The sequence below is a fragment of the Stappia sp. genome, from assembly GCF_040110915.1.
Taxonomy (GTDB): domain Bacteria; phylum Pseudomonadota; class Alphaproteobacteria; order Rhizobiales; family Stappiaceae; genus Stappia.
In genome coordinates this window covers 2323935-2350486 of sequence record NZ_CP157793.1, presented here as the reverse complement: position 1 = coordinate 2350486, position 26552 = coordinate 2323935, and the positions used below count along the sequence as shown (strand labels likewise).

The following is a 26552-nucleotide window of genomic DNA, read 5'->3' as shown; positions in this document are numbered from 1 at the left end:
GGAGAGTGGCGCAAATGCCGGGCGGCATCAAGCGGTCCGGCGGCCCGTGCGGGGATATCCTGTCGCAGGGCGCGCGAAGGGGCTGGTTCCCGCGTCGCGGATCGGCAAGACTGGGATGCGAAGAGCGAGGAGGCAAACATGGGTGTGACGCAAAGCAGGGCCGTCGCGGCGGGAGGGATCGCGGGGCTTGTCGGGATCGCGGGCCTCGCCCCGCTCGATCCGGCCGCCGCTGCCGGGCTTTTGACGCATCGCGCCGTCTACGACCTGTCGCTCGCCGAGACCTCCCAGGCCGCGGGCCTCAGCGGCGTCGAGGGGCGGATGGTCTATGAGTTCACCGGCGGGGCCTGCGAGGGCTACAGCGTCGCCTTCCGCTTCGTGATCCGCGTGCTCGACGCCAGCGGCGGCGGGCGGGTGACCGATCTGCAGACCACCTCCTTCGAGACGCCCGACGCCTCGGCCTTCCAGTTCCTGTCCAAGACCTTCGTCAATCGCAAGCTGACGGAGGAAACGCGCGGGCGCGCCGAGCGCGAAGCGGACGACGGGATCCGTCTCGCCCTGCAGAAACCGACGGAACGCGAGGAGACCCTGCCGGGCGAGGCGCTGTTTCCGACCCAGCACATGCGCGCGATCCTGAACAGCGCGGAAGCCGGCGAGACGATCCTCATCGCCGACGTCTTCGACGGCTCGGAATCGGGCGACAAGATCTATGAGACCACATCGGTGATCGGCCCGCGGCGGGAGGGCGCCGGCGAGCCGGGCGACGAAGCGGATGACGCGGTCGCCAAGATCGGCTCCGACGCGCATTGGCCGGTGACCATCGCCTATTTCGATCCGCAGAGCGACACCGAGGGCGAGCGCACGCCCGCCTATCAGCTCGGCTTCCTGCTCTATGAAAATGGCGTCAGCCGCCGCCTGCTGCTCGACTACGGCGACTTCGAACTGCGCGGCCGCCTGTCGGAGCTGACCCCGATCGATCCCGTGCCCTGTCCGGAGTGACCGGGCGGAACAACCGGCCCTCTTGAGGGGCCTCAGCGGTCGCGCTGCTTGCGCGGATCGCCGGCCTTGGTGAGCCCCAGTTCCACCGCCGCGCGGCCGAACCTCGAGCGCAGCGCGTCGACGGCGCGTTCGGCGCGGGCGCGCTGGCCGGCGGCCGGATCCACCAGATCGTCCGGATCGGCGTGGACGGGATCGGCGAAGTCGCTCACCCCGATGCCGATGAGCCGGAAGCGGCGGCCGTCCGCCTCGCCGCGCAGCAGATCCTCGCCGGCGCGGAAGATGCGGTCGGCGAGCTGGGTCGGCGCGGAGAGGCTGCGGGCGCGGGTGAGAATTCGGAAATCCGCCGTCTTGAGCTTCAGGGTCACGGTCCGCCCGGCGAGATCGGCATGCTTGAGCCGTTCGGAGACCTCCTCGCTCAGCCGCCGCAGCAGGGCGCGCAGCCGGTCGAAGTCGGCGATGTCGGTGTCGAAGGTGGTTTCATTCGACACGCTCTTCACGTCGCGTGTCGGCGAAACGCGGCGGTCGTCGCGCCCATGCGCAAGGGTCGCGAGCCGCAGGCCCATGGCGCCGTAGCGCCGTGCCAGATCCGTGGCGTCGAGCGCCTGCAACTGGCCGATGGTGCGCAGACCGTCGTCGGCGAGCTTCTTCTGGAACACCTTGCCTACGCCCCAGATGAGACCGATCGGCTTGTCGGCCAGAAAGGCCGCGGCCTCGCCCGCGCCGATGACCGCGAAGCCGCGCGGCTTGTCGAGATCGGAGGCGATCTTGGCGAGGAACTTGTTGGCGGCGAGCCCCACCGACACGCTGACGCCGACCTCCGCCTCGACCTCGCGCGCGAAGCGGGCGAGGGTCTCGGCCGGCGAGGCGTGGTGCAGCCGCTCGGTGCCGGTGAGATCGAGAAAGGCCTCGTCGATGGACAGTGGCTCTACCAGCGGTGTCAGCGCGCGCATGCGCTCGCGAATCTCCCGCCCGACGCGGGCGTATTTCGCCATGTCCGGGCGGATGATCACCGCGTCGGGGCAGGCCTGACGGGCCTTGAACATCGGCATGGCGGAGCGCACGCCGTGGATGCGGGCGATGTAGCAGCAGGTGGACACCACGCCGCGCTGGCCGCCGCCGACGATCACCGGCTTGTCGGCGAGCTCCGGGTTGTCGCGTTTTTCCACCGAGGCATAGAAGGCGTCGCAGTCGATATGGGCGATGGCGAGCGCGTCGAGCTCGGCATGGGCGATGAGGCGGGGACTGCCGCAGGATGGACAGCGCCGGGCGGTCTCGGGCGGCCGCGCGCCGCAATCGCGGCACAGCGCCCGGCCCGCCCCGGGTGCCGGGGGAGCGGTGGACGGATCATCGGACGGGCCGTCGACGGGGGCTTTGGGCGGTGTGGGCATCTTGCGCGGCGGTCCGGGTGTGCGGCAAGGCGGCCGCCGCCGGTGGCGCCGCGCGCGCGGGCCGGTCAGGCGGACAGCACCTTCGAAATATAGGTCTCCGCCTGCGCCCAGTCATGGGTTTTCAGATGCACGCCCTCGATCGCGTCGGCGGCGGCGAAGAAGCGCCGGTCGGCGATGAACTGGACGAGCACGCAAGCGTCGAGCGCGGAACGCGCGGAGGTGATGTTGGTCGGGCTGTCGTCGATGAAGACGACCGGCCCGGGGCGCCGGGCGGCAAGGGCCGCGACCGCGCCGCCCTTGGGACCCGTGTTCGTCACCATGGGGAAGGGCATGCCGTGCCGGTCGAGCACGGCGCGCCGGGCATCGCGGTTCCAGCTTCCGGGCAGATTGGTGAGAAAGACGATGTCGGCGTGCCGCGACAGGCGGTCGAGCGCGTCGGCGGCTCCCGGGACTGCGTCCTGTCGGTGGACCCAGCCGTCGAAGAAGGTCTGCAGCAGGCAGCGCACCGCGTCGCCGGCAAGCGGGGCGTCGTCGTCGCGCGGGGCGATGTTGCCGGTGAGCTTGTAGGCGTGGCTCAGGAACCTGAGGCCTTGCGTCTCCAGATGCGCCTCGAGATGGGCGATGAACTGCAGCACCACCTCGTCGACGTCGCAGATGAGAAGCGGGCGGTCGCCCGGCGGCAGGGCGCGGATCTGGGCGAGCGTTTCCGGCAGGACGGGCGCCGGATCACTCATCGAGGCCGGCCTCCGCGCGGCCCTGGTCGTCGAGCTGGTGGCGGGCGATGGCGATGGCGGTGGGGCGCAGGCCGCGCGCCTCGCAAAAGGCGAGCAGAAGCGCCTCGTGGCCCATGTAGAATTCCAGCACGCCGAGCAGGAACCCAGGCTCGCCGGCCGCGTCGCGCAACTCCCCCGGGCCGATGCCGGCCAGCGCCAGGAAACGGCCGAGATGCTCCATGTCGCCGGCCAGATAGGCCAGCGCATCGGCCGCCAGCGCCTCCGCCTCTTGCGATGAAACCGGGGATCTCTCTCCAGGGCGCATTTGCGTTTGCCTTTCCGAAACGAATTCTCTCTACGATATATGGTACCTATCGTGGGACAGGGGCCAAGGCCACAAGGGTCTGCTCAGGATTGCCCGGGTCTGCGAAGGATGTGCCGCCCGAACGGGGAAACGCGCGCCAAAGTGTGGCGCGGCGCGGGGACGAAGGCGACTGATATGGCAAAGACGGTGCTGATTGTTGAGGACAACGAACTCAACATGAAGCTTTTTCACGATCTGCTGGAAGCGCACGGCTACCAGACGCTCCAGACCCGCACGGGCATGGAGGCGCTGGAACTCGCCCGCGACCATCGGCCCGACCTGATTCTCATGGACATCCAGTTGCCGGAGGTTTCCGGCCTCGAGGTGACCAAGTGGATCAAGGAGGACGACGATCTCAAGACGATTCCGGTGATCGCCGTGACCGCCTTCGCCATGAAGGGCGACGAGGAGCGTATCCGCCAGGGCGGCTGCGAGGCCTATATCTCCAAGCCGATCTCCGTCGCGAAGTTCCTTGAGACCGTTCGCTCCTATCTGGGCGACTGACGCCGGACATTGGCCGCATGACGGGACGGATCCTTGTCGTTGACGACGTGAAGGCGAACGTCCGCCTGCTCGAAGCGCGCCTGAGCGCGGAATACTTCGACGTGCGCGCGGCCGAGAGCGGGCCCGACGCGCTCGACACCATCGCCCGCTGGCCCTGCGACATCGTCCTGCTCGACGTGATGATGCCCGGCATGGACGGCTTCGAGGTCTGCCGGCGCATCAAGGCCGATCCGCGCACCGCCCATATCCCGGTGGTGATGATCACCGCGCTTGATCACGCCGACGACCGCATCAAGGGCCTGCGCGCCGGGGCGGACGAATTTCTCACCAAGCCGGTCAACGACATTGCGCTGGTCGCGCGAGTGAAGAACCTCGTGTCGCTGAAGCGGGTCACCGACGAATTGCGGCTCAGGGCGCAGACGGGCTCCCAGTTCGGGCTTGCGCCGGCGGTCGAGGCGGATCGCACCGCGCCGGGCCGGGTGTTGCTCGTCGACGACCGGCCGTCGTCTTACGCGCGGCTCGCGGAGATCCTGCGCGAGGAAACCCGTGTCGACGTGGAGACCGACCCGGCCGAGGCGCTGATCGATGCCGCCGAGACCCCTTATGACGTGGTGCTGCTCAACCTCGGGCTTGCCGGGCACGATCCGCTGCGGCTGGTGTCGCAATTGCGCGCGCTGGAGCGCACCCGGCTCGTGCCCATCGTGCTCTTGTGCGATGCCGACGACCGCACCCGCGTCATGCGGGCGCTGGACCTGGGCGTCAACGACACCATCATGCGTCCCGTGGAGCGGACCGAGCTGCTGCTGCGGGTGCGCGCGCAGATCGCGCGTAAGCGGGCGACCGACCGGCTGGCCAGCGATGTCGAACAGACCATCGCCATGGCGATCACCGATCCGCTGACCGGACTGCGCAATCGCCACTACCTCGAATCGCATCTGGATCGCCTCGTGCGCCAGGCGCAGGAGGGCGACCTGCCGCTGTCGGTGCTGGTGATCGACATCGACCGTTTCAAGCAGGTAAACGACAGATACGGCCACGACGCCGGCGACGCGGTCATCGCCGAGGTCGCCGCCCGGCTCAAGGCGCATACGCGGGGCCTCGATCTCGCCTGCCGTCTCGGCGGCGAGGAATTCGTCATCCTGATGCCGGAGACCCCGGCCGAGGCGGCGGAAAAGGTCGGCGAACGGCTGCGGGCGGTGATCGAGGGCGCGCCCTTCGCCCTGCCGGAGGAGGCGGGGCATCTGCCGGTAACGGTCAGCGTCGGCGTGGCGGGGTTGCTTGGCGGCAAGGACAGCGGCGCGCGGCTGATCAAGCGGGCGGACATCGCGCTCTATCAGGCGAAGACGGCGGGGCGGAACCGGGTGGTGCGCCATTGGGGCGCGGGCGAGGGCCCCGATGCCGCGCCGGACGCGCCGGGCCACGAGCGCCGGGCCGGTCGCGCCGGGCCCCTGGGCGGGCGTCACACGGGCACCGGCTGAGACCGGGCGGGCGCAGGCCTTGCCCGGCGGGCGCTCTTACCCACCGACATTTCTATAAACGCATGACCCGGCCGGCCGGGACCCGCGCCCGGCTTCCCACTGGCCCCACCGCCGGCCTGGCGGGCGTCGAGGGCGGCCCGCCCTCAGGGCGAGGGGCGAGAGGTTTCGCCGGGGAAGCGGCGTTCGACCGCGCGCATCGTGTCGGCGAGCGTGGCCTCGTAGACGCGGCGTTTTTCGCGGATGTCGTAGCGCAGCGAGTCGAGCCCGAATCGTGCGGTTTTCAGGTCCTCGCGCAGCCTGTCGCGTTTGGCGCGGCAGAACAGGCGCTCGTCCTCCGAGCCCTGGCTGCAATCGAGCCGGTCGAGCTCGTCGTTGTACTGATCGATGCGGCTTTCGCGCCATTCCAGACTGCGTTCGGCCGAGCGCAAGGGTTCTTCGACGCGCCGGATCCGCGTGCCCAGGCCGTAGGCATCGCGATAGTCGTCCGCGAGATCCTCCGGGCATCCGAAGCCGGGCCTGGATCCCCGCTGCCCGTCCCGGAACCCGGTCTGCGGCGAGCAATAGGTGCGCCGTCCGCCTTCCCAGCCCTTCACGAAGAGGATTTCGTCAGCCGCGATCCCGTGGCGGCCGCAATCCTCCTGGATCTTGTAGAAACGGTCCGGCCCCTTACCCGCAAGAGCGGTGTTGATCCCCATCACTTCCCACTGACCGGCCTCGCATTGGGCCTTCGAGACGGTGGCGCAGCCCGACAGGAACACGGCAAGACCAAGGGCCGCGCCGGCGGCAATCACTGTTTTCATGGGTCAAATCCTGAAATGCGAGACGGGCGGAAACGCCGCGCCAACGGAGGCGCGCTGCCTGGTCGCCACGTCGGTTGAAACCCCGCGCCGGTCGAGAAAAGGCGGGTCCCGATCGGAAACCGCCGTGCCAGCCCGATTGAAAACGCTCCTCCAGCAATAGCCCTCGACATTGTCCGCCCGCTCGGCAGGACTGCGGATCGCACCCCGGGAAAAGCAGGCTGGCCGCGTCGGAACTGCACCTTGATTGCTATCTATGGTCGTATATCCTGCGCATTTCTGGCAGGGATGCAACCATAGAGTGGCGGGTCGCGAGTGGAGCGGGCATGTGCTGTCGCCGCGGCCTGCGCGGGCGCATGCGCGGGACAGGGAGAGGCGGGGAGGGGCAGCGTTTACCGTCCCTGTTTACATAAAATGTAAATAAAGGCTTAAGGAGTTGGCGATTCGGATTGATTCGGCCCGATGTTCGGCTAGTCTGCCAATGCGTTCGTCGAACGGATCCGCTGGCCGCATCGCGGACGTCTTCGACGGACCTGCGCCACCGGGGCGCTTGCGGTCCGGTTCGCGTTGCAACCCACGGGAGGTTAGGTCCGCCGCATCTCCTGACACCGTGGGAGACCGGTGTCCCGGCAGGTTGGAGTGGCCTCCTCAAGTGGCCTGCCGGGACGCCGGTCGCCTTGCGGCGACGCAGGCGCGCCCGTTTCGCCCCCGGCGCAGGCTGCGAAGCTCTCCCATCATCCCCGCCGGCGGGTTGCCGTTCTTTCCTCATCGATGTTAAGCGCGAAATCGTGTCGCCGGACCCTGCGCTGCCGAAGCGCCGCACGGTCGCTCGCCCGCGAGATGGTCCTGCGCGGGGCGAAATGACTCCGAAACGCAAAAAGGCCCCGCGTGGGGGCCTTTCTGGAGGGGCCTTCAAGGGAGGCCCTTGCGCAATCGTCCGTTGGACGCGGCGAAGATTACTTGATCTTCGCTTCGCGGAACTCGACGTGCTTCTTGGCGACCGGGTCGTACTTCCGCTTGACCATCTTCTCGGTCATGGTGCGGGAGTTCTTCTTCGTCACGTAGAAAAAGCCGGTATCGGCCGTCGACTGCAGCTTGATCTTGATGGTGGTCGCCTTGGCCATCGTCTTTGTCCTTGCACTGGGTGTCCGGCCGTACGTCGCGGGCTCCGCCTAATCGGAGAAGACGCTCCACCGGGATATCTTGGGAAACTGAGCGCGCACCATACGTTTCGCGCGGTCAAAGTCAAGCGCCAAGCGCCGTCGGGCTGTGCCTCACACCTCCTCGCGCACGAAGCCCTTGCCGCGCCAGTAGTAGTAGGGCGTGGGCGTCGCCGGATCGAGATCGGGATCCTCGGCGAGGCGGGCCTGCAGCTCCTCGATGATCGTCAGCGTGATGGTCGGCAGCTCGAGTTGCTTGGCGGCGTCGAGCGGCAGCCACTGCACCTCGCTGAGCTCGCCCGAAGGGCCGGTGCCTTCCGGCAGGCTGTCGGCGATCGCATCGGCGAAGACGGCGAGGAACCGCGTGTCGAATCGGCGCGGCCGGCGGGGCGGGGTGATCGCGCGCGCGATCAGGCGCACCGGCGCAAGATCCGGCATCAGATGGCGCTGCGAGAAGGCGGCCATGTCGCCCTTGCCCTCCCAGGGCGTGTCGCTCTTCGCGCCGATCAGGACGCCGGCTTCCTCGTAGGTCTCGCGCACGGCGGCCACGGTGAAGGCGCGGGCGCGCGCGGCCGTCTTCGGACCCTTCATCGCGTGCTGCAGCTTGCGCGCGACCTCGGGATGATAGTCTCCGGTCACCGGAACGTGGCTGTCGGCCGGATCGACGCGCCCGCCGGGAAAGACGAACATGTTCGGCATGAACCTGTGACGCTCGTGCCGGCGGCCCATCAGCACGCGCGGTTCGCCGGCGCCGCTGCGGTCGAGCACCAGCAGCGTCGCGGCATCCTTTGGCCGCAGGTTGGGCAGGTCCATGTGCCGCTCGGCCGCCGAGAGGCGGCGCACGAGATTCTCGCTCATCGTTGCTGCCGGGTCTCGCCGCCGAACTCGTAGGCCGGCTCGTCGTCGCCGATGGCGTTGGGGTCGAAGCCGTGCATGTAGTTGGCCCACTGAAGGCCGATCAGCGCGCCCTTGATGGGCGGCAGCGACAGCAGCGTCGAGCCGACGATCAGCGGCAGCCAGAGGGCGACGTGGATCCACATGGACGGCATGAACGCCAGCTCGACCGCCAGCGCGATCGGCAGGATCACATGCCCGACGATGAAGATGGTGAAATAGGGCGGGGCGTCGTCGGCGCGATGGTGGTGCAGCTCCTCGCCGCAGCTGGCGCACACCGGTTCCACCTTGAGATACTTGCCGTAGAGCGCGCCCTCGCCGCAGCTGGGGCACTTGCCCCGGGCGCCCAGCCACATGGCCCGGGGCACGTCGCGCCGGGGCTTTTCGGCGGGAACGGCGGGCGTCTCGCCCGCGCCGGCAAGGGTCCCGGCATAGGTCACTGTCATGTGCGTCGCCTCTTCGATTGCCGGCTCTTGTGCCGGTCCGGGCCGCCGGACCTTTGCGTGGTGCGTGCGCGGTCCTTGTGCTGGCGCGCCGCCGTTCGATCGCGGGCGCTCTTTCTCTTGTGATAGTGGCCTTCGCTCAAAAGTTCAAACCGCAGCGATCCGGCATAGGGTGCGGCCTCGACCAGGCGCACCTCGACGCGATCGCCCAAAGAAAAGGTTTCTCCGGTGGTTCGCCCGGACATCGAATGCGACGATTCGTCATAGTGGTAGTAATCGTCGCCGATGGTGGAGGCCGGCACGAAGCCGTCCGCGCCGGTGTCGTCGAGGCGCACGAAGAGCCCCGACTTGACGACGCCGGAGATGCGACCCGCGAAGCGCGCCCCGACCTGATCGGCCAGCCACAGCGCGATCAGCCGGTCGACGGTTTCCCGCTCGGCGAGCATCGCCCGGCGCTCGGCCGCCGAGACATCCGCGCCGATCACCTCGAGCTTCGTTTCCATGCCGTCCGGCAGCCCGTCGTCACCGAGCTTCAGCGCGCGGATCAGCCCGCGATGGACGATGAGATCGGCATAGCGGCGGATCGGCGAGGTGAAATGCGCGTAGCGGCGCAGGTTGAGACCGAAGTGGCCGATGTTGTCCGGCGAATATTCCGCCTGCGCCTGGCTGCGCAGGATCACCTGGTTGACCAGTTCCGCATCCGGCTCGCCCGCCACCTTCTTCAGGATGGTGTTGAAGGCCGCCGGTCGCAGGCCGCCCGAAGCGGCGAGGCGAATGCCGAGCGTGGAGAGGAACTCCTTAAGCGCCTCGAGTTTTTCCGGGCTCGAGGCATCGTGGATGCGGTAGAGCAGGGGAACGCCGGCCTTCTCCAGCGTTTCGGCCGCCGCCACATTCGCCTGGATCATGAACTCCTCGATCAGCTTGTGCGCGTCGAGGCGTTCGGGCACATGCACGCTGTCGACCGTGCCGTCCTCCTTCAGCCGGATCTTGCGTTCCGGCAGGTCGAGATCGAGCGGCTCGCGGGCGTCGCGGCCTTTCTTCAGGCTGGCGTAGGCGGCCCACAGCGGCTTGAGGATGTCGTCGCGCACCGCGTCGGCGACGAGGTCCGGCGTGCCGTCGATCGCGCCTTGCGCCTGCTGGTAGGAGAGCTTGACGGCCGAGCGCATCATGATCCGGTGGAAGCTGTGGCGCGTCTTGGTGCCCCTGGCGTCGAACACCATGCGCACGGCCATCGCCGGGCGGTCCTCGCCTTCCTTCAGCGAGCACAGGCCGTTCGACAGGTCCTCCGGCAGCATGGGGATCACCCGGTCGGGGAAATAGACCGAATTGCCCCTGAGATGCGCCTCGCGGTCGAGCGCGCTGCCCGGGCGGACGTAATAGGCCACATCCGCGATCGCCACGGTCACCACATGGCCGCCGGGATTGTCCGGGTCGGTGTCGGCTTCGGCATGCACCGCGTCGTCGTGGTCCTTGGCATCGGCCGGGTCGATGGTGATCAGCGGCAGCCTGCGCCAGTCCTCGCGGTTGTCCATCGTCGCCGGCTCGGCCGCCGCCGCCTCGGCGATCACGCGCTCGGGAAAGCGATGCGGAATGCCGTGGGTGTGCAGCGCGATCTCCGAGATCGCCATCTCCGAATGCATCGCGCCGATGCGCTTGACGATCTTGCCACGGCCCGTGCCATAGCGACCCCGGCGTGGGAGAAGGGCGACGGAGACGAGATCGCCGTCCTCGGCCTCCTTCAGATCGCTCGGGTCGATGTCGAGTTCGTGCTGGCGCCGGTCGATGGGCTCGAGATACGTGCGTCCGCGCGCCTGGCGCAGGATGCCGAGCACGCTCGAGACCTGACGTTCCAGCAGCTTGATGATCCGCCCGGCATGGGTGGCCTCGGCGCCCGGCGTGTCCTCGGTGAGGCGCAGCAGCAGCCGGTCGCCCAGCCCCGGCGCGCGCGTCTGGCCGCGCCCCCGGTCGGGGATCACGAGGATCTTCGGGGCCGCGCCCTGCTCGTCCGCGTCCCAGTTGGCGGGTTCGGCGAGCAGTTCGCCGTCGCCGTCGCGCGCCGTTACATGGGCAACGAGAACGGGCGGCAGCGCGCCGGCCCTGATCAGCTTCTTCTGGCGCTTTTCCAGCAGACCGTCGTCGGCCATCTCGCGCAGCAGGCGCTTGAGATAGATGCGCGCGCCGCCGGTGATGCCGAAATGGCGGGCGATCTCGCGCTTGCCGGCCTTGCCCGGATTGGCCGCGACAAAGGCCATGATCTCGTCGCGGCCCGGCAGTTCGGCCGCGCCGGCACTCTTGCGCCCGGCCTTGGCGCGTTTCGGCTTCTTCGGCGATTTGGCGGTCAAGCGTCACCGTCCGCGGCGGCCGCCGCCGGCGCGCTCTTGCCCGCCGTCTTCTTCGCGGCGGTCTTGCCGCTCGCGGTCTTCTTCGTCGCCGTCTTCCTGGCCGCAGCCGTTTTCGCCGGGGTCTTCTTCGCCGGTGCCTTCTTGGCCGTCGTCTTCTTCGCCGTGCTCTTGCCCTTGCCGGACTTTTCCAGCTTGGCCTCGATCAGCTTCAGCGCCTCCTCGAGCGTCACGGCCTGCGGGTCGCTGCCCTTCGGCAGGGTGGCGTTGACCTTGGCCCATTTGACGTAAGGGCCGTAGCGGCCGTCCTGCACGGTGACGGGCCCGCCGTCGGGATGATCGCCGAGCTCCTTGAGTGGCTTGGCGGCGGCGCGTCCGCGCCCGCCCTTGGCCCGCTTCTGGGCCAGCGCGTCGACCGCGCGGTTGATGCCGACGGAAAACACCTCTTCCGGGCTTTCCAGATTGGCGTAGGTGCCGTCATGCAGCACGAAGGGGCCGTAGCGGCCAAGCCCGGCGGAGATCATCTTGCCGTCTTCCGGGTGCGGACCGACCTCGCGCGGCAGCGAGAGCAATTGCAGCGCCTTCTCCAGATCCATCTCGCTCGCCTGCCAGCCGCGCGGCAGCGACGAGCGCTTGGGCTTGGCTTCCTCGCCGAGCTGCACATAGGGGCCGAAGCGCCCGGTCCGCAGGCTGACGTCGAGGCCGGTCTCGGGATCCTGGCCGAGGATCTTCGGCCCGTCCGCCATCTCCGCCTCGCCGTTCTGTCCGTTGGAGGACAGCTGGCGGGTATAGCCGCAATGGGGCGGGTCCTCGTTGGGCGCCTTCCCCTCCTGCTTTTCCTTGCTGTAGTTCGAGCAACCGACGAAGGCGCCGAAGCGGCTGACCTTGAGCGACAGGCGGCCGGTCTCGCAGGCCGGGCACTTGCGCGGATCGCTGCCGTCGCCCTTGTCGGGGAAGACGTGGGCGGCGAGGATCTCGTTCAGCGCCTCCAGCACCTCGGAGACGCGCAGGTCCTTGATCTCGCCCACCGCGTTGGAGAAGTCGCGCCAGAAGTCGCGCAGCACGTCCTTCCAGGACAGTTCGCCGGCCGAGATGCGGTCGAGCTTTTCCTCCAGCGCGGCGGTGAAGTCATACTCCACGTAGCGGTTGAAGAAGCTTTCCAGGAAGGCGATGACCAGACGGCCCTTGTCCTGCGGCACCAGCCGCTTGCCGTCGATGGTGACGTAATCGCGGTCGCGCAGGGTCTGCAGCGTCGAGGCATAGGTGGAGGGGCGGCCGATGCCGAGCTCCTCCATCTTCTTCACCAGCGTCGCCTCGGTGTAGCGGGCGGGCGGCTCGGTGAAATGCTGGTTGGACTCCACCGAAACGCGCGTCAGGGCCTCGCCCTCGCTCATCGCCGGCAGGCGCCTGGCGTCCTCGTCCTCCTCGTCGTCCTTGCCCTCCTGATAGAGGGCGAAGAAGCCGTCGAAGCGCACGACGGAGCCGGTGGCGCGCAGGGTAGCCGCGCCGGAGGGGGCCGTGGCGTCGATGTCGACGGTCGTGCGCTCCAGCACGGCCGACTCCATCTGCGAGGCGATGGTGCGCTTCCACACCAGATCGTAGAGGCGGGCGGCGTCGGCATCGAGGTAGCGGGCGACGTCGCGCGGATGGCGCGTCAGGTCGGTCGGGCGGATGGCCTCGTGCGCCTCCTGGGCGTTCTTCGCCTTGGAGGAATAATGCCGGGGCTTTTCCGGCACATACTCCGCGCCATACTGCGCGCCGATCACGTCGCGGGCGGAGGCGATGGCCTCGCCGGCGATCTGCACGCCGTCGGTTCGCATATAGGTGATGAGACCGACGGTCTCGCCGCCGATATCCGCGCCCTCGTAGAGCTTCTGCGCCACCTGCATGGTGCGCGCGGCGGCAAAGCCGTATTTGCGCGAGGCCTCCTGCTGCAGCGTGGAGGTGGTGAAGGGCGCGGCGGGATGGCGGCGCTGGGGCTTCGATTCCACGCTGCGCACGGCAAAGGCGGCCGCGTTGAGCAGCGCCGCGATCTCGTCCGCCTGATCCTTGGAGGCGATGTCGAGGCGGCCGAGCTTCTTGCCGTTATGGGCGGCGATGCGGGCCTGGAAGGGCGCGCCGCCGGAGGTGGTCAGATTGGCGAGGATCGACCAGTATTCCTGGCTGACGAAGCGCTCGATCTCCGCTTCCCGGTCGCAGACGAGGCGGAGCGCGACCGACTGCACGCGGCCGGCCGAGCGCGCGCCCGGCAGCTTGCGCCACAGCACGGGGGAAAGCGTGAAACCGACGAGATAGTCGAGCGCCCGGCGTGCCAGATAGGCGTCCACCAGCGGCGCGTCGATGTCGCGCGGATTGTCCATCGCCTCCAGGATCGCCTTCTTGGTGATGGCGTTGAAGACGACGCGCTGCACCGGCTTGTCCTTGAGCACGCGCTTCTTGCGCAGCACTTCCAGCACATGCCACGAGATCGCCTCGCCCTCGCGATCCGGGTCGGTTGCGAGGATGAGGCAGTCGGCATCCTTCACCGCACGGGCGATGTCGTTGAGCCGCTTCTGCGACTTGGCATCCACGTCCCAGGTCATGGCGAAGTCGTCGTCGGGCTGCACCGATCCGTCCTTCGCCGGCAGGTCGCGCACGTGCCCGTAGGACGCGAGAACCTGGTAGTCGGACCCAAGGTACTTGTTGATTGTCTTGGCCTTGGCCGGCGATTCCACGATGACGATATTCATGAGACCCCAAGATGGATGCGAGGTGCGCCGCGCACACGGGCGGCGCGCGATCCTTCGGTTTCGGCGGAGGCGAACGGCGCCGGACGATCCCCCAAATGCATGTCCGCTGTCAAATGACCTTTCCCCGTCAGTCGGTCAAGAGGGGCGGTTGCGCAAGGCGGGTGCGCGAGGCCGGCCGCCCGACACCACGCAGACGTGTGCCGCGACGATCTTGCATGCAATCGTTTAAAGCGTGTAGTATGGGGAATGAAAACCAAAGGTTGTATAAGCCGAATTGCAACGCCGTTCGGCCAACTATCGGGTCACGACATGCCACCGAACCCCCATGATGATGCCGCCGAGACCGCGCGATACTGTGCCCAGATCTGTCGCGAATTGCGCGATCTGGCTTCGAACAACGAATTGAATTTTCTTGCTTATTTGTTGGAAATGGCGCGAGAGGAAGCCTTTGACCGACATGCCGAGCTGGAGCGCCGGGCGCGGGTCGAGGAGCCTTGACGTCAATGCAACCAAAGGGCGAGTAAACCCGTCCAGCCGGACTTGTTGCCCCTCCAAAGCAGCGTCAGGATCAGTAAAGTTGTATTAAAGTTTTATGCAATCGCATCCCGGGTTGCGGACCGCGGCAGGCGCCGCTGGGCGTGGCCGTCAGCGGCCGTCGATCAGTGTCACCTTCTGGCCCTGGTGGCGGTCGAGCCGGCCGGCCAGCTCCAGTTCCAGCAGCACGACATGCACGATGCGCGCGTCGATGCCGGTGAAGCGGATCAGTTCGTCGATCTCCACCGGGGCGCCGCTCAGCGCCGACACCACCCGGCCGCGGTCGCTGTTGTCGATCTCGCGGGGCAGGGTGCGCCCCTCGCGGCCCGGCTCCTCGATCTCGGCCGGCGGCGCGCCGAGGTCGGGCCCGTCCCGGGGGCCGAGGCTTTCGACGATGTCGCGCGCGCTCGTCACCAGCGTCGCGCCGTCGCGGATGAGACGGTTGCCGCCCTCCGAGCGCGGGTCGAGCGGCGATCCGGGCACGGCGAAGACCTCGCGGCCCTGATCCGCGGCGAAGCGGGCGGTGTGCAGCGAGCCCGAGGCGCGCGCCGCCTCGATCAGCACGGTGGCGCGCGAGACGCCGGAGATCAGCCGGTTGCGGCGCGGGAAGTCGCGGGCGCGGGGTTTCCAGCCGAGCGGCATCTCGCTGACGATGGCCCCCTCGGCGGCGATGATGTCGCGGTAGAGCCCCCGGTTCTCGCTCGGATAGATGACGTCGAGACCGCCGGCCAGCACGGCCACCGTGCCGGTGGCGAGCGCCGCCTTGTGCGCCGCCGCATCGATCCCGCGCGCCAGCCCCGAGACCACGCAATAGCCCTCCCGGCCGAGATCGCGGGCGATCTCGCCGGCGAGCTTGAGCCCGGCGAGCGAGGCGTTGCGCGCCCCGACCAGCGCGATGGTCTGCGGATCGGCGAGGCGTTCGTTGCTGCCGGTCACCGAGATCAGCGGCGGCGCTCCGTCGACATGGCGCAGCAGCGGCGGGTAGCCGTGCTCGCCGAGCGCGCGCAGGCGCCCGCCCATCCGCTGGAGCGCGGCAAGTTCGGCTTCCGCGTCCTCGCGCGAGCAGATGCGGATGCGGCGCTTGCCGCCCCGGCGCGACAACTCGGGCAGCATCTCGAGCGCCGCCTCGGCGGAGCCGGCATGGTTGATCAGGTCGCGGAAGGTAACGGGTCCGACGTTTTCCGAGCGGATCAGGCGCAGCCAGGCGAGGCGCTGGGGATCGCTCAGCGCGCGTCCCTTGCGCGGGTCCCGGCCGTCCCCGCTCATCCGTCGGTCTCGGGGGGGCGTGGGGCGTCGGCGTCCGGCGCGGCGGGCCTGGCCGTCTGGCCGATGCGTCCCTCGGTGCCCTTGATCAGGCGGGCGATGTTCTCATGGTGCTTGGCCCAGAGCATCAGGGTCAGCAGCGCCATCATTTCCGCCATCTGCACCCGGCCGAAGACGGCATAGAGCAGAACCGGCGTGGCGAGGCTGGCGACCAGGGCGGAGAGGGAGGAGAAGCGGAAGGCGACCGCCAGCGCGATCCAGACGCCCGCGAAGGCAAGCGCCGCCGGCCAGTAGAGCCCAAGCAGGATGCCGAGATAGGTGGCGACGCCCTTGCCGCCGCGAAACCTCAGCCACACGGGAAAGAGATGTCCGAGGAAGGCGCCCAGACCGGCGATCACCGCCGTGTCGGGGCCGCCGAGGCGCGCGGCAATGAGCACCGCCACCGTGCCCTTCAGCATGTCGCCGAGAAGCGTCAGCGCGGCGAGATGCTTCTTGCCGGTTCTCAGCACATTGGTGGTGCCGATGTTGCCCGAGCCGATCTTGCGGATGTCGCCCTGGCCGGCGAGCCGCGTGATGACGAGGCCGAAGGGAATCGAGCCCAGCAGATAGCCGAAGACGAGCGCGGCCAGGAAATACGGCAAGCTATGGGTCCAGCTGATCGGATCCGGCACGCGCAGCCTCCGGTTGTGTCTTGCGTGGAAAGACTATGTCGCCAGACGGCGCCCCGCAACAATCGTATGCAGAACGCGGCCGGTGAAGCGGGCGTCCTCGAAGGGTGTGTTCTTGGCGCGCGAGCGGATCGCCTGCTTGTCGACGATCCAGGGCCGGTCGGGGTCGAAGACCACCACGTCGCCCGGCGCGCCCGGCGCCAGGGTGCCGACGTCGAGCCCGAGCCGGCGGGCCGGGTTGCAGGTCATCGCGGCGAGCAGGCGGGAGAGCGCGATGTCGCCGGAATGGACCAGCCGCAGGCCGGCGGCGAGCAGGGTTTCCAGCCCGATGGCCCCGTCGGCGGCCTCGGCGAAGGGCAGGCGCTTGGTCTCGACGTCCTGCGGATCGTGGTTGGAGACGATCACGTCGAGCGTGCCGTCGGCCAAGGCCGCGACCATCGCCTGACGTTCGTCCTCGGTCCGCAGCGGCGGCGCCATCTTGAAGAAGGTGCGATAGGGGCCGATGTCGTTTTCGTTGAGCGTCAGATGGTTGATGGAGATGGCGGCGGTCACGTCGCGGCCCGCGCGCTTGGCGGCGCGGATCGCCTCGGCGCTGTCGGCGCAGGACAGGGCGGCCGCGTGATAGCGCGCCCCCGTCAGCGCCACGAGGCGCAGGTCGCGCTCCAGCATGATGATCTCGGCCTCGCGCGGGGCGGCCGGCAGGCCCTTCCAGCTGGCGTTGAGTCCTTCGTTGAGCACGCCCGCGCCGGTGAGATCCGGGTCTTCCGTGTGGTGCACCACCAGCGCGTCGAAGTCGCGCGCGTATGTCATCAGCCGGCGCATGATGCCGGCGTGGGTGATCGAGCGGCTGCCGTTGGAAAAGGCGACGGCGCCGGCTTCCTTCAGGAGGCCGATCTCGCTCATCTCCGTGCCCTGCAGCCCCTTGGTCAGCGCGGCCATGGGGTGGACGCGCACGCAGGCCGTGTCGCGGGCGCGGCGCAGCACGAAATCCACCAGCGCGGGATCGTCGATCGCGGGGTCCGTCCCGGGGGCGGTCACGATGGTGGTGACGCCGCCGGCGGCCGCGGCGAGGCTGGCGCTCGCCAGCGTCTCGCGGTGTTCCGCGCCGGGCTCTCCGACGGTGACGCCCATGTCGACCAGACCCGGCGCGACGACGGCGCCCTCGACGTCGAGGATCTCGGTCCCTTCCGGCGCGCCCTGGTTGAGCGCCTCCGGCCCGGCCGCGGCGATGCGCCCGTCCACGAGCAGCACCGCACCCGGCGCATCGAGGTCGCGCGCGGGATCGATCACGCGGGCGTTGGCGAGAAGAAGCGGGGTGGCGGTCATGGTCAGGCGTCTCCCCGGGTCGGCAGATGGGCGGCGAGCGCCTCCAGAACGGCCATGCGCACGGCGACCCCCATTTCCACCTGCTCGCGGATCAGGCTTTGCGGCCCGTCGGCGATTTCGGGATCGATCTCGACGCCCCGGTTCATCGGACCCGGATGCATGACGAGCGCGTCCGGTTTCGCGGCGGCGAGCTTGTCGGCGTCCAGCCCGTAGTAGCGGAAATACTCGCGCACGGAGGGAATGAAGGCGCCGGCCATGCGCTCGCGCTGCAGGCGCAGCATCATCACGATGTCGGCGTCGGCAAGCCCTGCGCGCATGTCGTGGAAGACCTCGACGCCCATCTGGGCGATGCCGGCGGGCAGCAGGGTCGACGGCGCGACGACCTTGACCCGCGCGCCGAGCGCGTTGAGCAGGATGATGTTGGAGCGCGCCACCCGCGAATGCAGGATGTCGCCGCAGATCGCCACCGTCAGCCGGGCGATCTTGCCCTTGTGGCGGCGGATGGTGAGCGCGTCGAGCAGCGCCTGGGTGGGGTGCTCATGCGCGCCGTCGCCGGCGTTGATCACCGAGCAGCCGACCTTGCGCGCGAGAAGCTGCACCGCGCCGGCGGCATGATGGCGCACGACGATGATGTCGGGATGCATGGCGTTGAGCGTCGCCGCCGTGTCGACCAGCGTCTCGCCCTTCTTCACCGAGGAGGAGGACACCGACATGTTCATGACGTCGGCGCCGAGCCGCTTGCCGGCGATCTCGAAGGAGGATTGCGTGCGGGTCGAGGCCTCGAAGAAGAGGTTGATCTGCGTGCGGCCGCGCAGAACGGACTTCTTCTTCTCCACCTGCCGGCTGACCTCGACGGCCGCGTCGGCCCGGTCGAGCAGGGCGAGGATTTCGTGCGGCTGGAGACCTTCGATCCCGAGCAGGTGACGGTGCGGATAGGCATCCGCGAGGGGGGAGGTTTGTGCGCTCATCAAAGCCCACCCTATAGGCCGATCCCCGGGGGCGCTCAAGCGTCCGCGCGCGCTTTTCCCGCGATTGCCGTCCGGCGGGTGTGGCTTACAAGGTCAGGTACAGGGCAAGCGGCATGGTCAGGGCCGCCACCAGCGTCTGCAGGGTGAGGATTTCCGCCATCAGCTTGGCATCGCCCCCCATCTGCCGGGCGAGCAGATAGGAGCCGCTGGCGCTCGGCACGGCCATGGCGATCATCACCACGGCGAAGGCCGGGCCGGTGACGCCCATCAGGGTTGCGAAGCCGAAGCCGAGCGCGGGCATGACGGCGAGCTTAAGCACCAAAGAGCTGGTCAAGGCCGGGCCGGGCCGGCGCAGGGCGGCGAGATCGAGGCCGGCGCCCACGCAGACGATGCCGATCGGCAGCGCCGCGCTGCCCAGGATCTCCAGCGTCGACCAGGCGAAGCGCGGCAGCGGCAGGCCCGAGAGGTTGAGCAGCAGCCCGACGGCGGTCGACCAGATGAAGGGATTGCGCCCCAGATCGAGCAGGATCTTGCCCGGCCCCGGCGTCGTGCCGCTGGCGAAACGCGCCAGCACCAGCACGTTGACGATGTTGAGCAGCGGGATCATCGCCACGATGGCGACGGCGAGCAGCGCCAGCCCGTCGGCGCCGAGCATCTCGTCGGCGATCGCCAGCGCGACGAAGGTGTTCCAGCGCGTCGCGCCCTGGAACACGGAGGAATAGCGCGGCCCGTCGAGCCCGAAGACGCGCGTCAGCAGCGGATGGAGAGCGAGCGTCAGCGCCGCCATCGCGAGGATGGAGAGCATCAGGGTGACGCTCATCTCGAAGGCCGGCAGCGCCATGAAGTCCGTCTGCGCGACGGTCGCGATGATGATCGCGGGAAACAGCACGAAATAGGCGATGCGCTCCACGCCGCGCCATTGCTCGCCGGTGATCAGCCCCATGCGGGCGACGACATGACCGGCCGCGATCACCAGCAGGACGGGCAGAAGCGCGTTAAGCACACTGGTCACGGCGTCGGCGCCCCGTCCTCCTCCGCCGGGCCCGTGCCCGGAGCGGGCAGATTGGCCAGCCGGTCGAGAAAGCCCTGCAGGATGTAGGAGGCGGCCATCTTGTCGACGAGTTCGGCCCGGCGCGCGCGCGAGCGGTCCGCCTCGATCAGCGTGCGGGTGACGGCGGCCGTCGACAGGCGCTCGTCCCAGGCGGTCATCGGCAGGTCGGTGAGGGCGGAGAGATTGCGCGCGAAGGCGCGTGTCGCCTGCACGCGCGGGCCTTCCGAGCCGTCCATGTTGAGCGGCAGGCCGAGCACCAGGCCGCGCACCTCGTGCTTGCGGCAGATCTCCAGAAGCGCCTGCGCATCCACGCCGAACTTCTTGCGGCGGATCGTCTCCAACGGGCTGGCGATGGTGCGCGCGGCGTCGCAAAGCGCGAGGCCAATGGTTTTGGTGCCGAGATCGAGGCCGATCAGCCGGCCATAGGCGGGCAGGCGGGCGGCGAAGTCGTCGAGGGGAAGGAGGGCGGGCTGCGTCATCGGGCCGCTTTAGCACGCGCGGCCGGCGGTGAGTATCCCGATTCGCGTCGCGCCGGGTTCCGCTCAGCGCACGAAGATGCGCGTCAGCTCCGCCTTGTTGCGCACGCGCAGCTTGTTGAAGGCGGAGCGGATGTAATGGCGCGCCGTTGCCGGGGCGACGCCGAGATCCTGGGCGATCTCCTTGTAGGTCCGTCCGGTGGCATAGAGTTCGGCCACCACGTGTTCGCGCGGCGAGAGGTCCGACAGGTGCGAGCGCTCCTGCGCGCGCACCAGCGTCACCCCGTCCGTCTCGCGAAAGTCGAGCCGCAGCCGGCGGCCGCGCAGGTCGCGCCGGCGCGCCAGCGCGGTCATGACCGCCTCGGGCAGCCGGGGGCCGCGCCAGCGCGGCCATTCCAGGCTCATCAGCCGCGCGAAATGGTCCTCCGCCGAGAGGATCAGCCCGCTGGCGTCGCAGATCGCGCTGGCCCGGGGGCGCGCGTCCGCATCCGTGCTCGACACGCTCGTTTCCAGATGCCGGCGCCAGGTCTGGTGCAGCGCGGCGTGGAGATGCGGGGTCACGGCCTGCTTGAGGCGCCGTTCGGCCTCCGTGAAGGGCGCATGGGTGCGGTAGAGCGAGACGAAGGCGAAGAGCTCCAGCGCCGGCTCCGTGGTCTTGGTGCACAGCACGTGGTGGACGTCGTAGCCGGCGAGGGTGGCCTGCAACTCCGTGTAAGGCGCCAGCGCATCGGCGTTGAAGCAGACGGTGACGCCGGGGGCGCGCGTCGTCGCCGCGGCGATCGGATCCGCGAGTTTCACCCGCTCCCAGGAGCCCAGATAGCTGTCGGGCAGATTGTGCCGCACCTCGGTGTGCACGCTGACGCCGGAGGCCAGGCCCCACCAGGCCGCGTCGAAGGGCAGCGCGCCGGCGAGGAGCGCCAGCGCCTCCGCCTGGAACTGCGCGAAGGCCACGCTGTGCGACAGCCGATGCAGGGACAGGAGCAGGCCGCTCAGGTGCTCCAGATCTCCGATCGCCGGCGCGCTACCGTTCATATGTAGGGGTCCACATGGTCGTTTTTCTTGTTCCTCGTGATTTCTAGCATGTCCTCGTCAAATCCAGAAAGGGAGGAATGGAATGACACGGACGGGATATGTCTTTCACGAGAAATACATGTGGCACAACACGGGGCAGGGGGCGCTTTTCCTTCCCGCCGGCGGTTTTGTGCAGCCCGACATCGTGCACGGCGAGAGTTCCGACAGCAAACGGCGCATCGACGGGCTGATTTCGGTGTCCGGCCTCAAGCCGCATCTCACCATCCTGGAGGAGTTCGCGGAGCTGACCCACGACCAGCTCGCGCTGTTTCACACGCCGGAGTATCTGACGCGGATCAAGACGATGAGCGACGAAGGGGGCGGCAACGCCGGCGAGCTGACGCCCTTCGGGCCCGGATCCTACGAGATCGCGGCGCTGTCGGCGGCCGCGCCGCTGGTCGCCGGCCGGGCGATCCTCAAGGGAGAGCTCGACAACGCCTATGTGCTCAACCGCCCGCCGGGGCACCATGCGGAGGCCGATATCGGGCGGGGCTTCTGCATCTTCGCCAATGGCGTTCTCGCGGCGATGAACCTGCGCAAGGAATTCGGGGACCTGCGGATCGCCATCCTCGACTGGGACGTCCACCACGGCAACGGCGCGCAGAAGGCCTTCTACGACGATCCGTCGACGCTCGTCATCTCCATGCACCAGTATCAGAACTACCCGCAGGATTCGGGCTTCGTGGAGGAGATCGGCGAGGGCGCGGGGCGCGGCTACAACCTCAACATCCCGCTGCCACCGGGCTCCGGCCACGGCGCCTATCTGCACGCCATGGACACGGTCGTCGCGCCCGCCATCGACGCCTTCCGCCCGGACATGATCTTCGTGCTGTCCGGCTTCGATGCCGGGGCGACGGATCCGCTGGGGCGCAACATGGCGCATAGCGGCACCTACCGCGAGATGACCGGGCAGGTGATGCGCCTCGCCGACGCCCATTGCGGCGGCAAGCTGCTGGTGATGCACGAGGGCGGCTATTCGCCGGCCTACACGCCGTTTTGCGGGATCGCGGTCCTGGAAACGCTGTGCGGCCGCGCGAGCGGGGTGGAGGACCCCTTCCTGCCGGTCGTGTCCAATTTCGGCATGCAGGAGCTGCAACCCCATCAGGCCGACATGATCGCGCGCTCGGCCGAAATCGTCCGGCTGATCGGCGCCTGATCGGCCTTCGTCTTCAAGGGAGGAAACCATCATGACGGAAAAGCGCATTTCCGCGTTTGCCTGGTGCGTGCTGTTCGCGAACCTGGGGCTCATGCTTCTGCCGCCGGTGCACGATGTCTTCGTGCACGGCTCCATGCCCATGGCGCTGACCTATTTCTTCGGCAGCGGGCTCGTTCTCATCGCGTCCATGCTCGTCCTGCGGGCGCGCGATGCCCACGCCGGGGAGGAGTGAGCGATGATCGTGTTGGGATACGGGCTGGTGGCCCTGTTCTTCATCGGCGTGGTTGTCGTTCTGGAGCGCTCGCACCGGGGCGAGGGCGGCTTCTCGGAGTTCGCCGTGGCGGGTCGCTCCTTCGGGTCGTGGTTCCAGACCATGGCCTTTCTGAACACCTGGCTGCCGGGAACCATGTTCATCGCCTTCGCCGGGATGTCGGCCTCGGCCGGAGTGATGGGCTATTACGTCATCTCCTATTCGCTGATCGCGGTGCTGCTGATGTTCTACATGGCGGACCGGGTGTACGACTGGGGCCACAAGCTCAACCTGAAGACCCAGTCCGACTTCGTCGGCGCGCGCTACAATTCCGATACGGTGCGGGTGATCGCCGCCGTCATCGGGGTGGTGTCGATGTTTCCGTGGCTGGTGCTCGGGTTCCAGTCGCTGGGCCTCGTGTTCTCCTATCTGTCCTTCGGCCTCGTCTCGCCGAAGATGGCGGTCGGGATCGGGATCGCGGTGCTCGCGGTGCGCCAGATCTGGACCGTGCGGATGGGCATGCGCGGGATCGTCATCTCCGACATGATCCAGGGCACGTTCGCCTATGGTGTCGGCAGCGTGCTGGCGCTGGGCTTCATCGTCTGGCTGCTGTCGACGGGGCACGGCTTCGACAAGCTGCCGGCGGCCTTCGCCACCCTGCCGGGCGCGGGCAGCGATCTCGGGCCCTACTACTACGCCTCCATCGTCGCCACCGGGGCGCTGGGATCGTGGTGCTGGCCGGACATCTTCGTGCGGCTGTTCACCGCGCGCAGCGCGCAAACGGTCAAGAACTCCGCCTTCAAGGCCGCGCCGCTGATGTTCGGCTTCCTGGCGCTGCTGCTGACGGCGTCGATGCTCGCCGCCTCCCGGCCCGATGTGGCGGCCGCGCCGGACAACGTCTGGTTCCTGCTTGCCGCCAACGCGGGGCCGCTGGTGCTGTCGCTCGCCGGCATCTGCGTGCTCGCCGCCACCATCGGCAACATCAACGCGCTGACGCAGGCCGCCGGCGTGCACGCCGCCCAGGACATCTTTCACGTGAAGGGGGCGAGCGACAAGCGCATCACCCGCACCGCGCGCTGGACCATCGTGGTCACCACCGCGCTGGCCGTGGTCGGCGCGCTGGCGACCGCCGATCAGACGAGCGGTCTGCTGTTGCTGGCGCTCCTGGCCTATCAGGGCATCGTCCAGCTCGCCCCTTCGCTGTATCTCGGCATCTTCTGGCGCGGCGCGACCGCGGCGGGCGCTGCCGCGGGCATGATCGTCGGGGTGGTCGTGGCCGGCGTGCTGCAGGTCTATTATCCGGTCTCGATCCCGGAACTCGGCGGCCTGACCTCAGGCGTCGTCGGCGTGATCTGCAACACCGCCGTGCTGGTGGGCGTGTCGCTGATGTCCCGGCGCTGTGCGCGGGAGCGGGCGCGCGTCGACGGGCTGTTCGCCTGACGCGGACGGAACGGCCGCCGCGCGTGCGGCGGCCGGTGCTCCACAGGGCGGCGGGGGCATTGTCGCGGCGCGCGAACGCGATAGAGTGCGGACAGCCCATGCCGACCCAATCGGAGGAACCATCTCATGAAACTCACCTTTCTCGGTCATGCCGCCGCCCGCGTCGACATTCCCGGCGCCTCGATCCTCATCGACCCCTTCCTGAGCGGCAATCCGGCCTTTCCCGAGGATCTCAGCGTGGAGAGCGTTAGCGAGGGCGTGACCCACATCGTGCTGACCCATGGGCACGACGATCACATCGGCGACACCCTGGACATCGCCAGACGCACGGGCGCGCAGGTCACCGCGAACTTCGAGATCGCCATGTGGGTGCAGTCGCAGGGCCATGAAAACATCAACCCGATGGGCTGCGGCGGCTCCATCGACGTCGGCCCCTTCACCGTGTCGCTGACCCAGGCGCATCACACCTCGTCGTCGCTCGCCGGCGGCTGGCCGCCGGTCTACATGGGGCAGCCGAACGGCGTGGTGATCCGCGCCGAGGGGGAGCCGACGCTCTATCACATGGGCGACACGGATCTCTTCGGCGACATGGCCCTCATCCAGGAACTGCACGCGCCGAAGGTGGGCATCGTGCCGATCGGCGACCGCTTCACCATGGGCGCGAAGACGGCGGCCATCGCCTGCACCCGCTTCTTCGACTTCGAGACCATCCTGCCGTGCCATTTCGGAACCTTCCCGATCCTCGATGCGTCGGCAGATCGCTTCCTTGCAGAAATGGGCGCGCAGGCGGACCGCGTGAAGGTCACCGCGCCCGGCGGGGTTCTGGAGCTGTGACCGACATGTGAACTCGGCGGACGACCCGATGCAACCGGCTGGACAGGAGTTCAATGTTCTTGTAATGTTCTCGTCGTTGTCCAGCCGGAGAGCCCGTCATGCCGCCCGCCGCGTTTCGAAATCGCCTTGAGGATTATCTCGCCCGCCTGGCTGGCGGCGATCTCGACGGCGCCTGCCGGACGCATTTCGCGCAAGAGGTGCGGCTTGTCGACAATGGCGTGACCGTGGCGCGGGACCGGGTGTCGGCCTTGCGCAAGCTGCAGCCGGTCGCGCGCCGCTTCGTCATGCTGCGCGGAACGGTCGAGGACCTTGCCTGCGCGCCTGCCCGCGCGCAGGGCGCCGGCAGCGTGCGGTTCGTCTGCCGCTTCGAGGGTGTCGACGTCGACGGACGGCTGGTGCGCGAGACGGTGAGCTACCGCCAGACCTGGCGGGAGGGGCGAATCGTGGAGGAGCGCCAGACCCGCGGGGCCGGCATCGCGCCGGCCGCGAGCGATGGCAATGCGCCGGCCGCGATTGATGGCATCGCGTCGGCCGCGATCGATGGGGACGCGGCGCGTGCGCTACGTCGCGCGGGGCTCCGTCCGCGCCCCGCACGCGCACCGGGCATCATCGCGCAAAAAATCCCGGCCTGAGTTGCGGCGCGCGCTCGCGGCGGGCTCCCCGGCAAGCAATGGGGAGCAATGGGGCGCGATGGGGAGCCTTCGCCCGGCTCGCGGCGGGCTTTGGCTTGCGGGCGCCTTCGACCGGGTGATATAGGCCGTGCGACAGGCGGGGTGCGGGGCGCGCCCGCCGGCTTTCCTCATCGCCAGGGCGGGATGCCCGTTTTGGGCGATCCGGGGCCGGCGCGTGCCGAGCGTGGCCCGGCAGCCTTCCCGATACACATCCATCCAGGCGGGTCGCGCCGCGGCCCAACGTGCGGAGAGCGAGAATGTCCGTCGATATCGACACGGTGAAGCGGGTGGCGCATCTGGCGCGCATCAAGGTCACGGACGAGGAGGCCGGCAAGATGACCGGCGAACTCAACACCATCCTCGCCTTTGTCGAGCAACTCGACGAGGTCGACGTCAGCGGCGTCGAGCCGATGACCTCCGTCGTCAAGCAGGACATGAAGAAGCGCGCCGACGTGGTCGACGACGGCGGCTACCCGGACCGGGTCGTCGCCAACGCACCGGCGTCGGAAGACGATTTCTTCATGGTTCCCAAGGTGGTGGAGTAATCCATGGCCGTCGCGGTCGGCATCGCGGATCCGCTTGGCGCGGACATTCGGGCGCTGATCGACGAGTTGAACGCCGTGCTGTCGGCGCTTTCTCCGCCGGAAGCCTGCTACATGATGAGCGTCGAGGACATGGCCGAGGCCGACACCACCGTCTTCATCGCGCGCGACGCGGAGAGCGGCGCGGCGTTGGGCTGCGGCGCCTTGCGCCGGCATGCGGCGGGCACCGGCGAGGTGAAGCGCATGTACACGCGTCCGGCCGCGCAGGGGCGCGGGGTCGGCGGCCGCATCCTGACCGAGATCGAGGCTTGCGCGCGCGCCGAAGGTCTGGCGCGGCTGGTGCTCGAGACCGGCGACCGGCATCCGGCGGCCTGGCGTCTCTACGAGCGCGGCGGCTTCACGCGCTGCGGCCCCGTGCTCGACTATCCCGCCTCTCCCTATTCGGTTTTCTACGAGAAACCGCTCATTCCTCACGCCTGACGCGACAAGCCAGCGAG

The 26552-nt window shown here is 68.7% G+C and carries 27 protein-coding genes; 11 read left to right on the top strand and 16 right to left on the bottom strand.

The window, feature by feature from the left end; all coding sequences use genetic code 11:
• The first annotated feature begins 138 nt into the window (after positions 1-138).
• Positions 139-996 carry a cell envelope integrity EipB family protein gene (locus tag ABL312_RS10395; protein ID WP_349357302.1) on the top strand — a complete coding sequence of 286 codons (858 nt, stop codon included), beginning with the start codon at positions 139-141 and terminating at the stop codon, positions 994-996.
• Between the two features lie 32 nt (positions 997-1028).
• On the opposite strand, the gene ABL312_RS10390 is transcribed toward ABL312_RS10395, so the two are convergent.
• From ABL312_RS10390 to ABL312_RS10380, 3 genes are all read right to left on the bottom strand, one after another.
• The gene (locus tag ABL312_RS10390; protein WP_349357301.1) at positions 1029-2384 is read right to left on the bottom strand and encodes a DNA polymerase IV; all 1356 of its coding nucleotides are present in this window, start codon (positions 2382-2384) and stop codon (positions 1029-1031) included.
• A 65-nt stretch (positions 2385-2449) separates the two neighbouring features.
• Positions 2450-3118, bottom strand: coding sequence for a hypothetical protein (locus ABL312_RS10385; protein WP_349357300.1), 669 nt, complete (start codon positions 3116-3118; stop codon positions 2450-2452).
• On the bottom strand, positions 3111-3422 hold the full coding sequence (locus tag ABL312_RS10380; protein ID WP_349357299.1) for a DUF3572 domain-containing protein: 312 nt from the start codon (positions 3420-3422) through the stop codon (positions 3111-3113). Before ABL312_RS10380 ends, ABL312_RS10385 begins: the two co-directional genes overlap by 8 nt.
• Positions 3423-3596: 174 nt before the next feature.
• Here ABL312_RS10380 and ABL312_RS10375 point away from each other — a divergent pair, with 174 nt between their 5' ends.
• Positions 3597-3965 (top strand): response regulator, encoded by a 369-nt coding sequence (locus ABL312_RS10375; protein ID WP_349357298.1) that lies wholly within the window; start codon positions 3597-3599, stop codon positions 3963-3965.
• A gap of 17 nt (positions 3966-3982) precedes the next feature.
• Positions 3983-5443 carry a PleD family two-component system response regulator gene (locus ABL312_RS10370; RefSeq protein WP_349357297.1) on the top strand — a complete coding sequence of 487 codons (1461 nt, stop codon included), beginning with the start codon at positions 3983-3985 and terminating at the stop codon, positions 5441-5443.
• A gap of 143 nt (positions 5444-5586) precedes the next feature.
• On the opposite strand, the gene ABL312_RS10365 is transcribed toward ABL312_RS10370, so the two are convergent.
• From ABL312_RS10365 to topA, 6 genes are all read right to left on the bottom strand, one after another.
• On the bottom strand, positions 5587-6243 hold the full coding sequence (locus ABL312_RS10365) for a DUF2799 domain-containing protein (protein WP_349357296.1): 657 nt from the start codon (positions 6241-6243) through the stop codon (positions 5587-5589).
• A 953-nt stretch (positions 6244-7196) separates the two neighbouring features.
• Positions 7197-7364, bottom strand: coding sequence for a 50S ribosomal protein L33 (rpmG, locus tag ABL312_RS10360; protein WP_181758869.1), 168 nt, complete (start codon positions 7362-7364; stop codon positions 7197-7199).
• Between the two features lie 150 nt (positions 7365-7514).
• Positions 7515-8258, bottom strand: a complete 744-nt coding sequence (locus ABL312_RS10355; protein WP_349357295.1) for an NUDIX hydrolase — start codon at positions 8256-8258, stop codon at positions 7515-7517.
• On the bottom strand, positions 8255-8740 hold the full coding sequence (locus ABL312_RS10350; protein WP_349357294.1) for a DUF983 domain-containing protein: 486 nt from the start codon (positions 8738-8740) through the stop codon (positions 8255-8257). The genes ABL312_RS10355 and ABL312_RS10350 overlap by 4 nt, the downstream gene beginning before the upstream one ends.
• On the bottom strand, positions 8737-10989 hold the full coding sequence (gene rnr / locus ABL312_RS10345; protein ID WP_349361386.1) for a ribonuclease R: 2253 nt from the start codon (positions 10987-10989) through the stop codon (positions 8737-8739). Before rnr ends, ABL312_RS10350 begins: the two co-directional genes overlap by 4 nt.
• Before the next feature lie 86 nt (positions 10990-11075).
• Positions 11076-13805: a type I DNA topoisomerase gene (topA, locus tag ABL312_RS10340; RefSeq protein ID WP_349357293.1), complete on the bottom strand. Its 2730-nt coding sequence runs from the start codon at positions 13803-13805 to the stop codon at positions 11076-11078.
• A gap of 246 nt (positions 13806-14051) precedes the next feature.
• Between topA and ABL312_RS10335 the strand changes: the two genes are divergently transcribed.
• Entirely contained in the window at positions 14052-14303 is a 252-nt protein-coding gene (locus ABL312_RS10335) for a hypothetical protein (protein ID WP_349357292.1), read from the top strand.
• Positions 14304-14450: 147 nt separating this feature from the next.
• Here the strand turns inward: ABL312_RS10335 and dprA are convergent, their stop codons facing one another.
• The 7 genes from dprA to ABL312_RS10300 form a co-directional block, all read right to left on the bottom strand.
• Entirely contained in the window at positions 14451-15605 is a 1155-nt protein-coding gene (gene dprA, locus ABL312_RS10330) for a DNA-processing protein DprA (protein ID WP_349361308.1), read from the bottom strand.
• A complete protein-coding gene (gene plsY / locus ABL312_RS10325) occupies positions 15602-16273 on the bottom strand; it encodes a glycerol-3-phosphate 1-O-acyltransferase PlsY (protein ID WP_349361306.1) in 672 nt (223 codons plus the stop codon). Before plsY ends, dprA begins: the two co-directional genes overlap by 4 nt.
• 33 nt (positions 16274-16306) lie before the next feature.
• Positions 16307-17596 (bottom strand): dihydroorotase, encoded by a 1290-nt coding sequence (locus tag ABL312_RS10320; protein WP_349361305.1) that lies wholly within the window; start codon positions 17594-17596, stop codon positions 16307-16309.
• Positions 17597-17598: 2 nt separating this feature from the next.
• Complete coding sequence (locus ABL312_RS10315) at positions 17599-18564, bottom strand: aspartate carbamoyltransferase catalytic subunit (RefSeq protein ID WP_349361304.1); 966 nt, start codon at positions 18562-18564, stop codon at positions 17599-17601.
• A gap of 85 nt (positions 18565-18649) precedes the next feature.
• Complete coding sequence (locus tag ABL312_RS10310) at positions 18650-19576, bottom strand: AEC family transporter (RefSeq protein WP_349361303.1); 927 nt, start codon at positions 19574-19576, stop codon at positions 18650-18652.
• Entirely contained in the window at positions 19573-20094 is a 522-nt protein-coding gene (gene ruvX / locus ABL312_RS10305) for a Holliday junction resolvase RuvX (RefSeq protein ID WP_349361302.1), read from the bottom strand. Before ruvX ends, ABL312_RS10310 begins: the two co-directional genes overlap by 4 nt.
• 63 nt (positions 20095-20157) lie before the next feature.
• Complete coding sequence (locus ABL312_RS10300; RefSeq protein ID WP_349361301.1) at positions 20158-21123, bottom strand: helix-turn-helix transcriptional regulator; 966 nt, start codon at positions 21121-21123, stop codon at positions 20158-20160.
• A gap of 82 nt (positions 21124-21205) precedes the next feature.
• Here ABL312_RS10300 and ABL312_RS10295 point away from each other — a divergent pair, with 82 nt between their 5' ends.
• The 7 genes from ABL312_RS10295 to ABL312_RS10265 all read left to right on the top strand — a co-directional run bounded on the left by ABL312_RS10295 (position 21206) and on the right by ABL312_RS10265 (position 26535).
• Complete coding sequence (locus tag ABL312_RS10295) at positions 21206-22318, top strand: class II histone deacetylase (protein ID WP_349361300.1); 1113 nt, start codon at positions 21206-21208, stop codon at positions 22316-22318.
• Between the two features lie 31 nt (positions 22319-22349).
• The gene (locus ABL312_RS10290; protein ID WP_349361299.1) at positions 22350-22550 is read left to right on the top strand and encodes a hypothetical protein; all 201 of its coding nucleotides are present in this window, start codon (positions 22350-22352) and stop codon (positions 22548-22550) included.
• A gap of 3 nt (positions 22551-22553) precedes the next feature.
• Positions 22554-24008 carry a sodium:solute symporter family protein gene (locus ABL312_RS10285; protein ID WP_349361298.1) on the top strand — a complete coding sequence of 485 codons (1455 nt, stop codon included), beginning with the start codon at positions 22554-22556 and terminating at the stop codon, positions 24006-24008.
• A gap of 126 nt (positions 24009-24134) precedes the next feature.
• A complete protein-coding gene (locus ABL312_RS10280) occupies positions 24135-24842 on the top strand; it encodes a metal-dependent hydrolase (protein ID WP_349361297.1) in 708 nt (235 codons plus the stop codon).
• Between the two features lie 98 nt (positions 24843-24940).
• Positions 24941-25474, top strand: coding sequence for a hypothetical protein (locus ABL312_RS10275; protein WP_349361296.1), 534 nt, complete (start codon positions 24941-24943; stop codon positions 25472-25474).
• A gap of 296 nt (positions 25475-25770) precedes the next feature.
• On the top strand, positions 25771-26058 hold the full coding sequence (gatC, locus tag ABL312_RS10270; RefSeq protein WP_349361295.1) for an Asp-tRNA(Asn)/Glu-tRNA(Gln) amidotransferase subunit GatC: 288 nt from the start codon (positions 25771-25773) through the stop codon (positions 26056-26058).
• A 3-nt stretch (positions 26059-26061) separates the two neighbouring features.
• Entirely contained in the window at positions 26062-26535 is a 474-nt protein-coding gene (locus tag ABL312_RS10265) for a GNAT family N-acetyltransferase (protein WP_349361294.1), read from the top strand.
• The last annotated feature ends 17 nt before the right edge of the window (positions 26536-26552 follow it).

Bases quoted from the DNA above. Each gene is read 5' to 3' on its own strand.
- ABL312_RS10395 (WP_349357302.1), top strand. From the start codon at position 139: ATGGGTGTGACGCAAAGCAGGGCCGTCGCGGCGGGAGGGATCGCGGGG.
- ABL312_RS10390 (WP_349357301.1), bottom strand. From the start codon at position 2,384: ATGCCCACACCGCCCAAAGCCCCCGTCGACGGCCCGTCCGATGATCCG.
- ABL312_RS10385 (WP_349357300.1), bottom strand. From the start codon at position 3,118: ATGAGTGATCCGGCGCCCGTCCTGCCGGAAACGCTCGCCCAGATCCGC.
- ABL312_RS10380 (WP_349357299.1), bottom strand. From the start codon at position 3,422: ATGCGCCCTGGAGAGAGATCCCCGGTTTCATCGCAAGAGGCGGAGGCG.
- ABL312_RS10375 (WP_349357298.1), top strand. From the start codon at position 3,597: ATGGCAAAGACGGTGCTGATTGTTGAGGACAACGAACTCAACATGAAG.
- ABL312_RS10370 (WP_349357297.1), top strand. From the start codon at position 3,983: ATGACGGGACGGATCCTTGTCGTTGACGACGTGAAGGCGAACGTCCGC.
- ABL312_RS10365 (WP_349357296.1), bottom strand. From the start codon at position 6,243: ATGAAAACAGTGATTGCCGCCGGCGCGGCCCTTGGTCTTGCCGTGTTC.
- rpmG (WP_181758869.1), bottom strand. From the start codon at position 7,364: ATGGCCAAGGCGACCACCATCAAGATCAAGCTGCAGTCGACGGCCGAT.
- ABL312_RS10355 (WP_349357295.1), bottom strand. From the start codon at position 8,258: ATGAGCGAGAATCTCGTGCGCCGCCTCTCGGCGGCCGAGCGGCACATG.
- ABL312_RS10350 (WP_349357294.1), bottom strand. From the start codon at position 8,740: ATGACAGTGACCTATGCCGGGACCCTTGCCGGCGCGGGCGAGACGCCC.
- rnr (WP_349361386.1), bottom strand. From the start codon at position 10,989: ATGGCCTTTGTCGCGGCCAATCCGGGCAAGGCCGGCAAGCGCGAGATC.
- topA (WP_349357293.1), bottom strand. From the start codon at position 13,805: ATGAATATCGTCATCGTGGAATCGCCGGCCAAGGCCAAGACAATCAAC.
- ABL312_RS10335 (WP_349357292.1), top strand. From the start codon at position 14,052: ATGAAAACCAAAGGTTGTATAAGCCGAATTGCAACGCCGTTCGGCCAA.
- dprA (WP_349361308.1), bottom strand. From the start codon at position 15,605: ATGAGCGGGGACGGCCGGGACCCGCGCAAGGGACGCGCGCTGAGCGAT.
- ABL312_RS10320 (WP_349361305.1), bottom strand. From the start codon at position 17,596: ATGACCGCCACCCCGCTTCTTCTCGCCAACGCCCGCGTGATCGATCCC.
- ABL312_RS10315 (WP_349361304.1), bottom strand. From the start codon at position 18,564: ATGAGCGCACAAACCTCCCCCCTCGCGGATGCCTATCCGCACCGTCAC.
- ruvX (WP_349361302.1), bottom strand. From the start codon at position 20,094: ATGACGCAGCCCGCCCTCCTTCCCCTCGACGACTTCGCCGCCCGCCTG.
- ABL312_RS10300 (WP_349361301.1), bottom strand. From the start codon at position 21,123: ATGAACGGTAGCGCGCCGGCGATCGGAGATCTGGAGCACCTGAGCGGC.
- ABL312_RS10295 (WP_349361300.1), top strand. From the start codon at position 21,206: ATGACACGGACGGGATATGTCTTTCACGAGAAATACATGTGGCACAAC.
- ABL312_RS10290 (WP_349361299.1), top strand. From the start codon at position 22,350: ATGACGGAAAAGCGCATTTCCGCGTTTGCCTGGTGCGTGCTGTTCGCG.
- ABL312_RS10285 (WP_349361298.1), top strand. From the start codon at position 22,554: ATGATCGTGTTGGGATACGGGCTGGTGGCCCTGTTCTTCATCGGCGTG.
- ABL312_RS10280 (WP_349361297.1), top strand. From the start codon at position 24,135: ATGAAACTCACCTTTCTCGGTCATGCCGCCGCCCGCGTCGACATTCCC.
- ABL312_RS10275 (WP_349361296.1), top strand. From the start codon at position 24,941: ATGCCGCCCGCCGCGTTTCGAAATCGCCTTGAGGATTATCTCGCCCGC.
- gatC (WP_349361295.1), top strand. From the start codon at position 25,771: ATGTCCGTCGATATCGACACGGTGAAGCGGGTGGCGCATCTGGCGCGC.
- ABL312_RS10265 (WP_349361294.1), top strand. From the start codon at position 26,062: ATGGCCGTCGCGGTCGGCATCGCGGATCCGCTTGGCGCGGACATTCGG.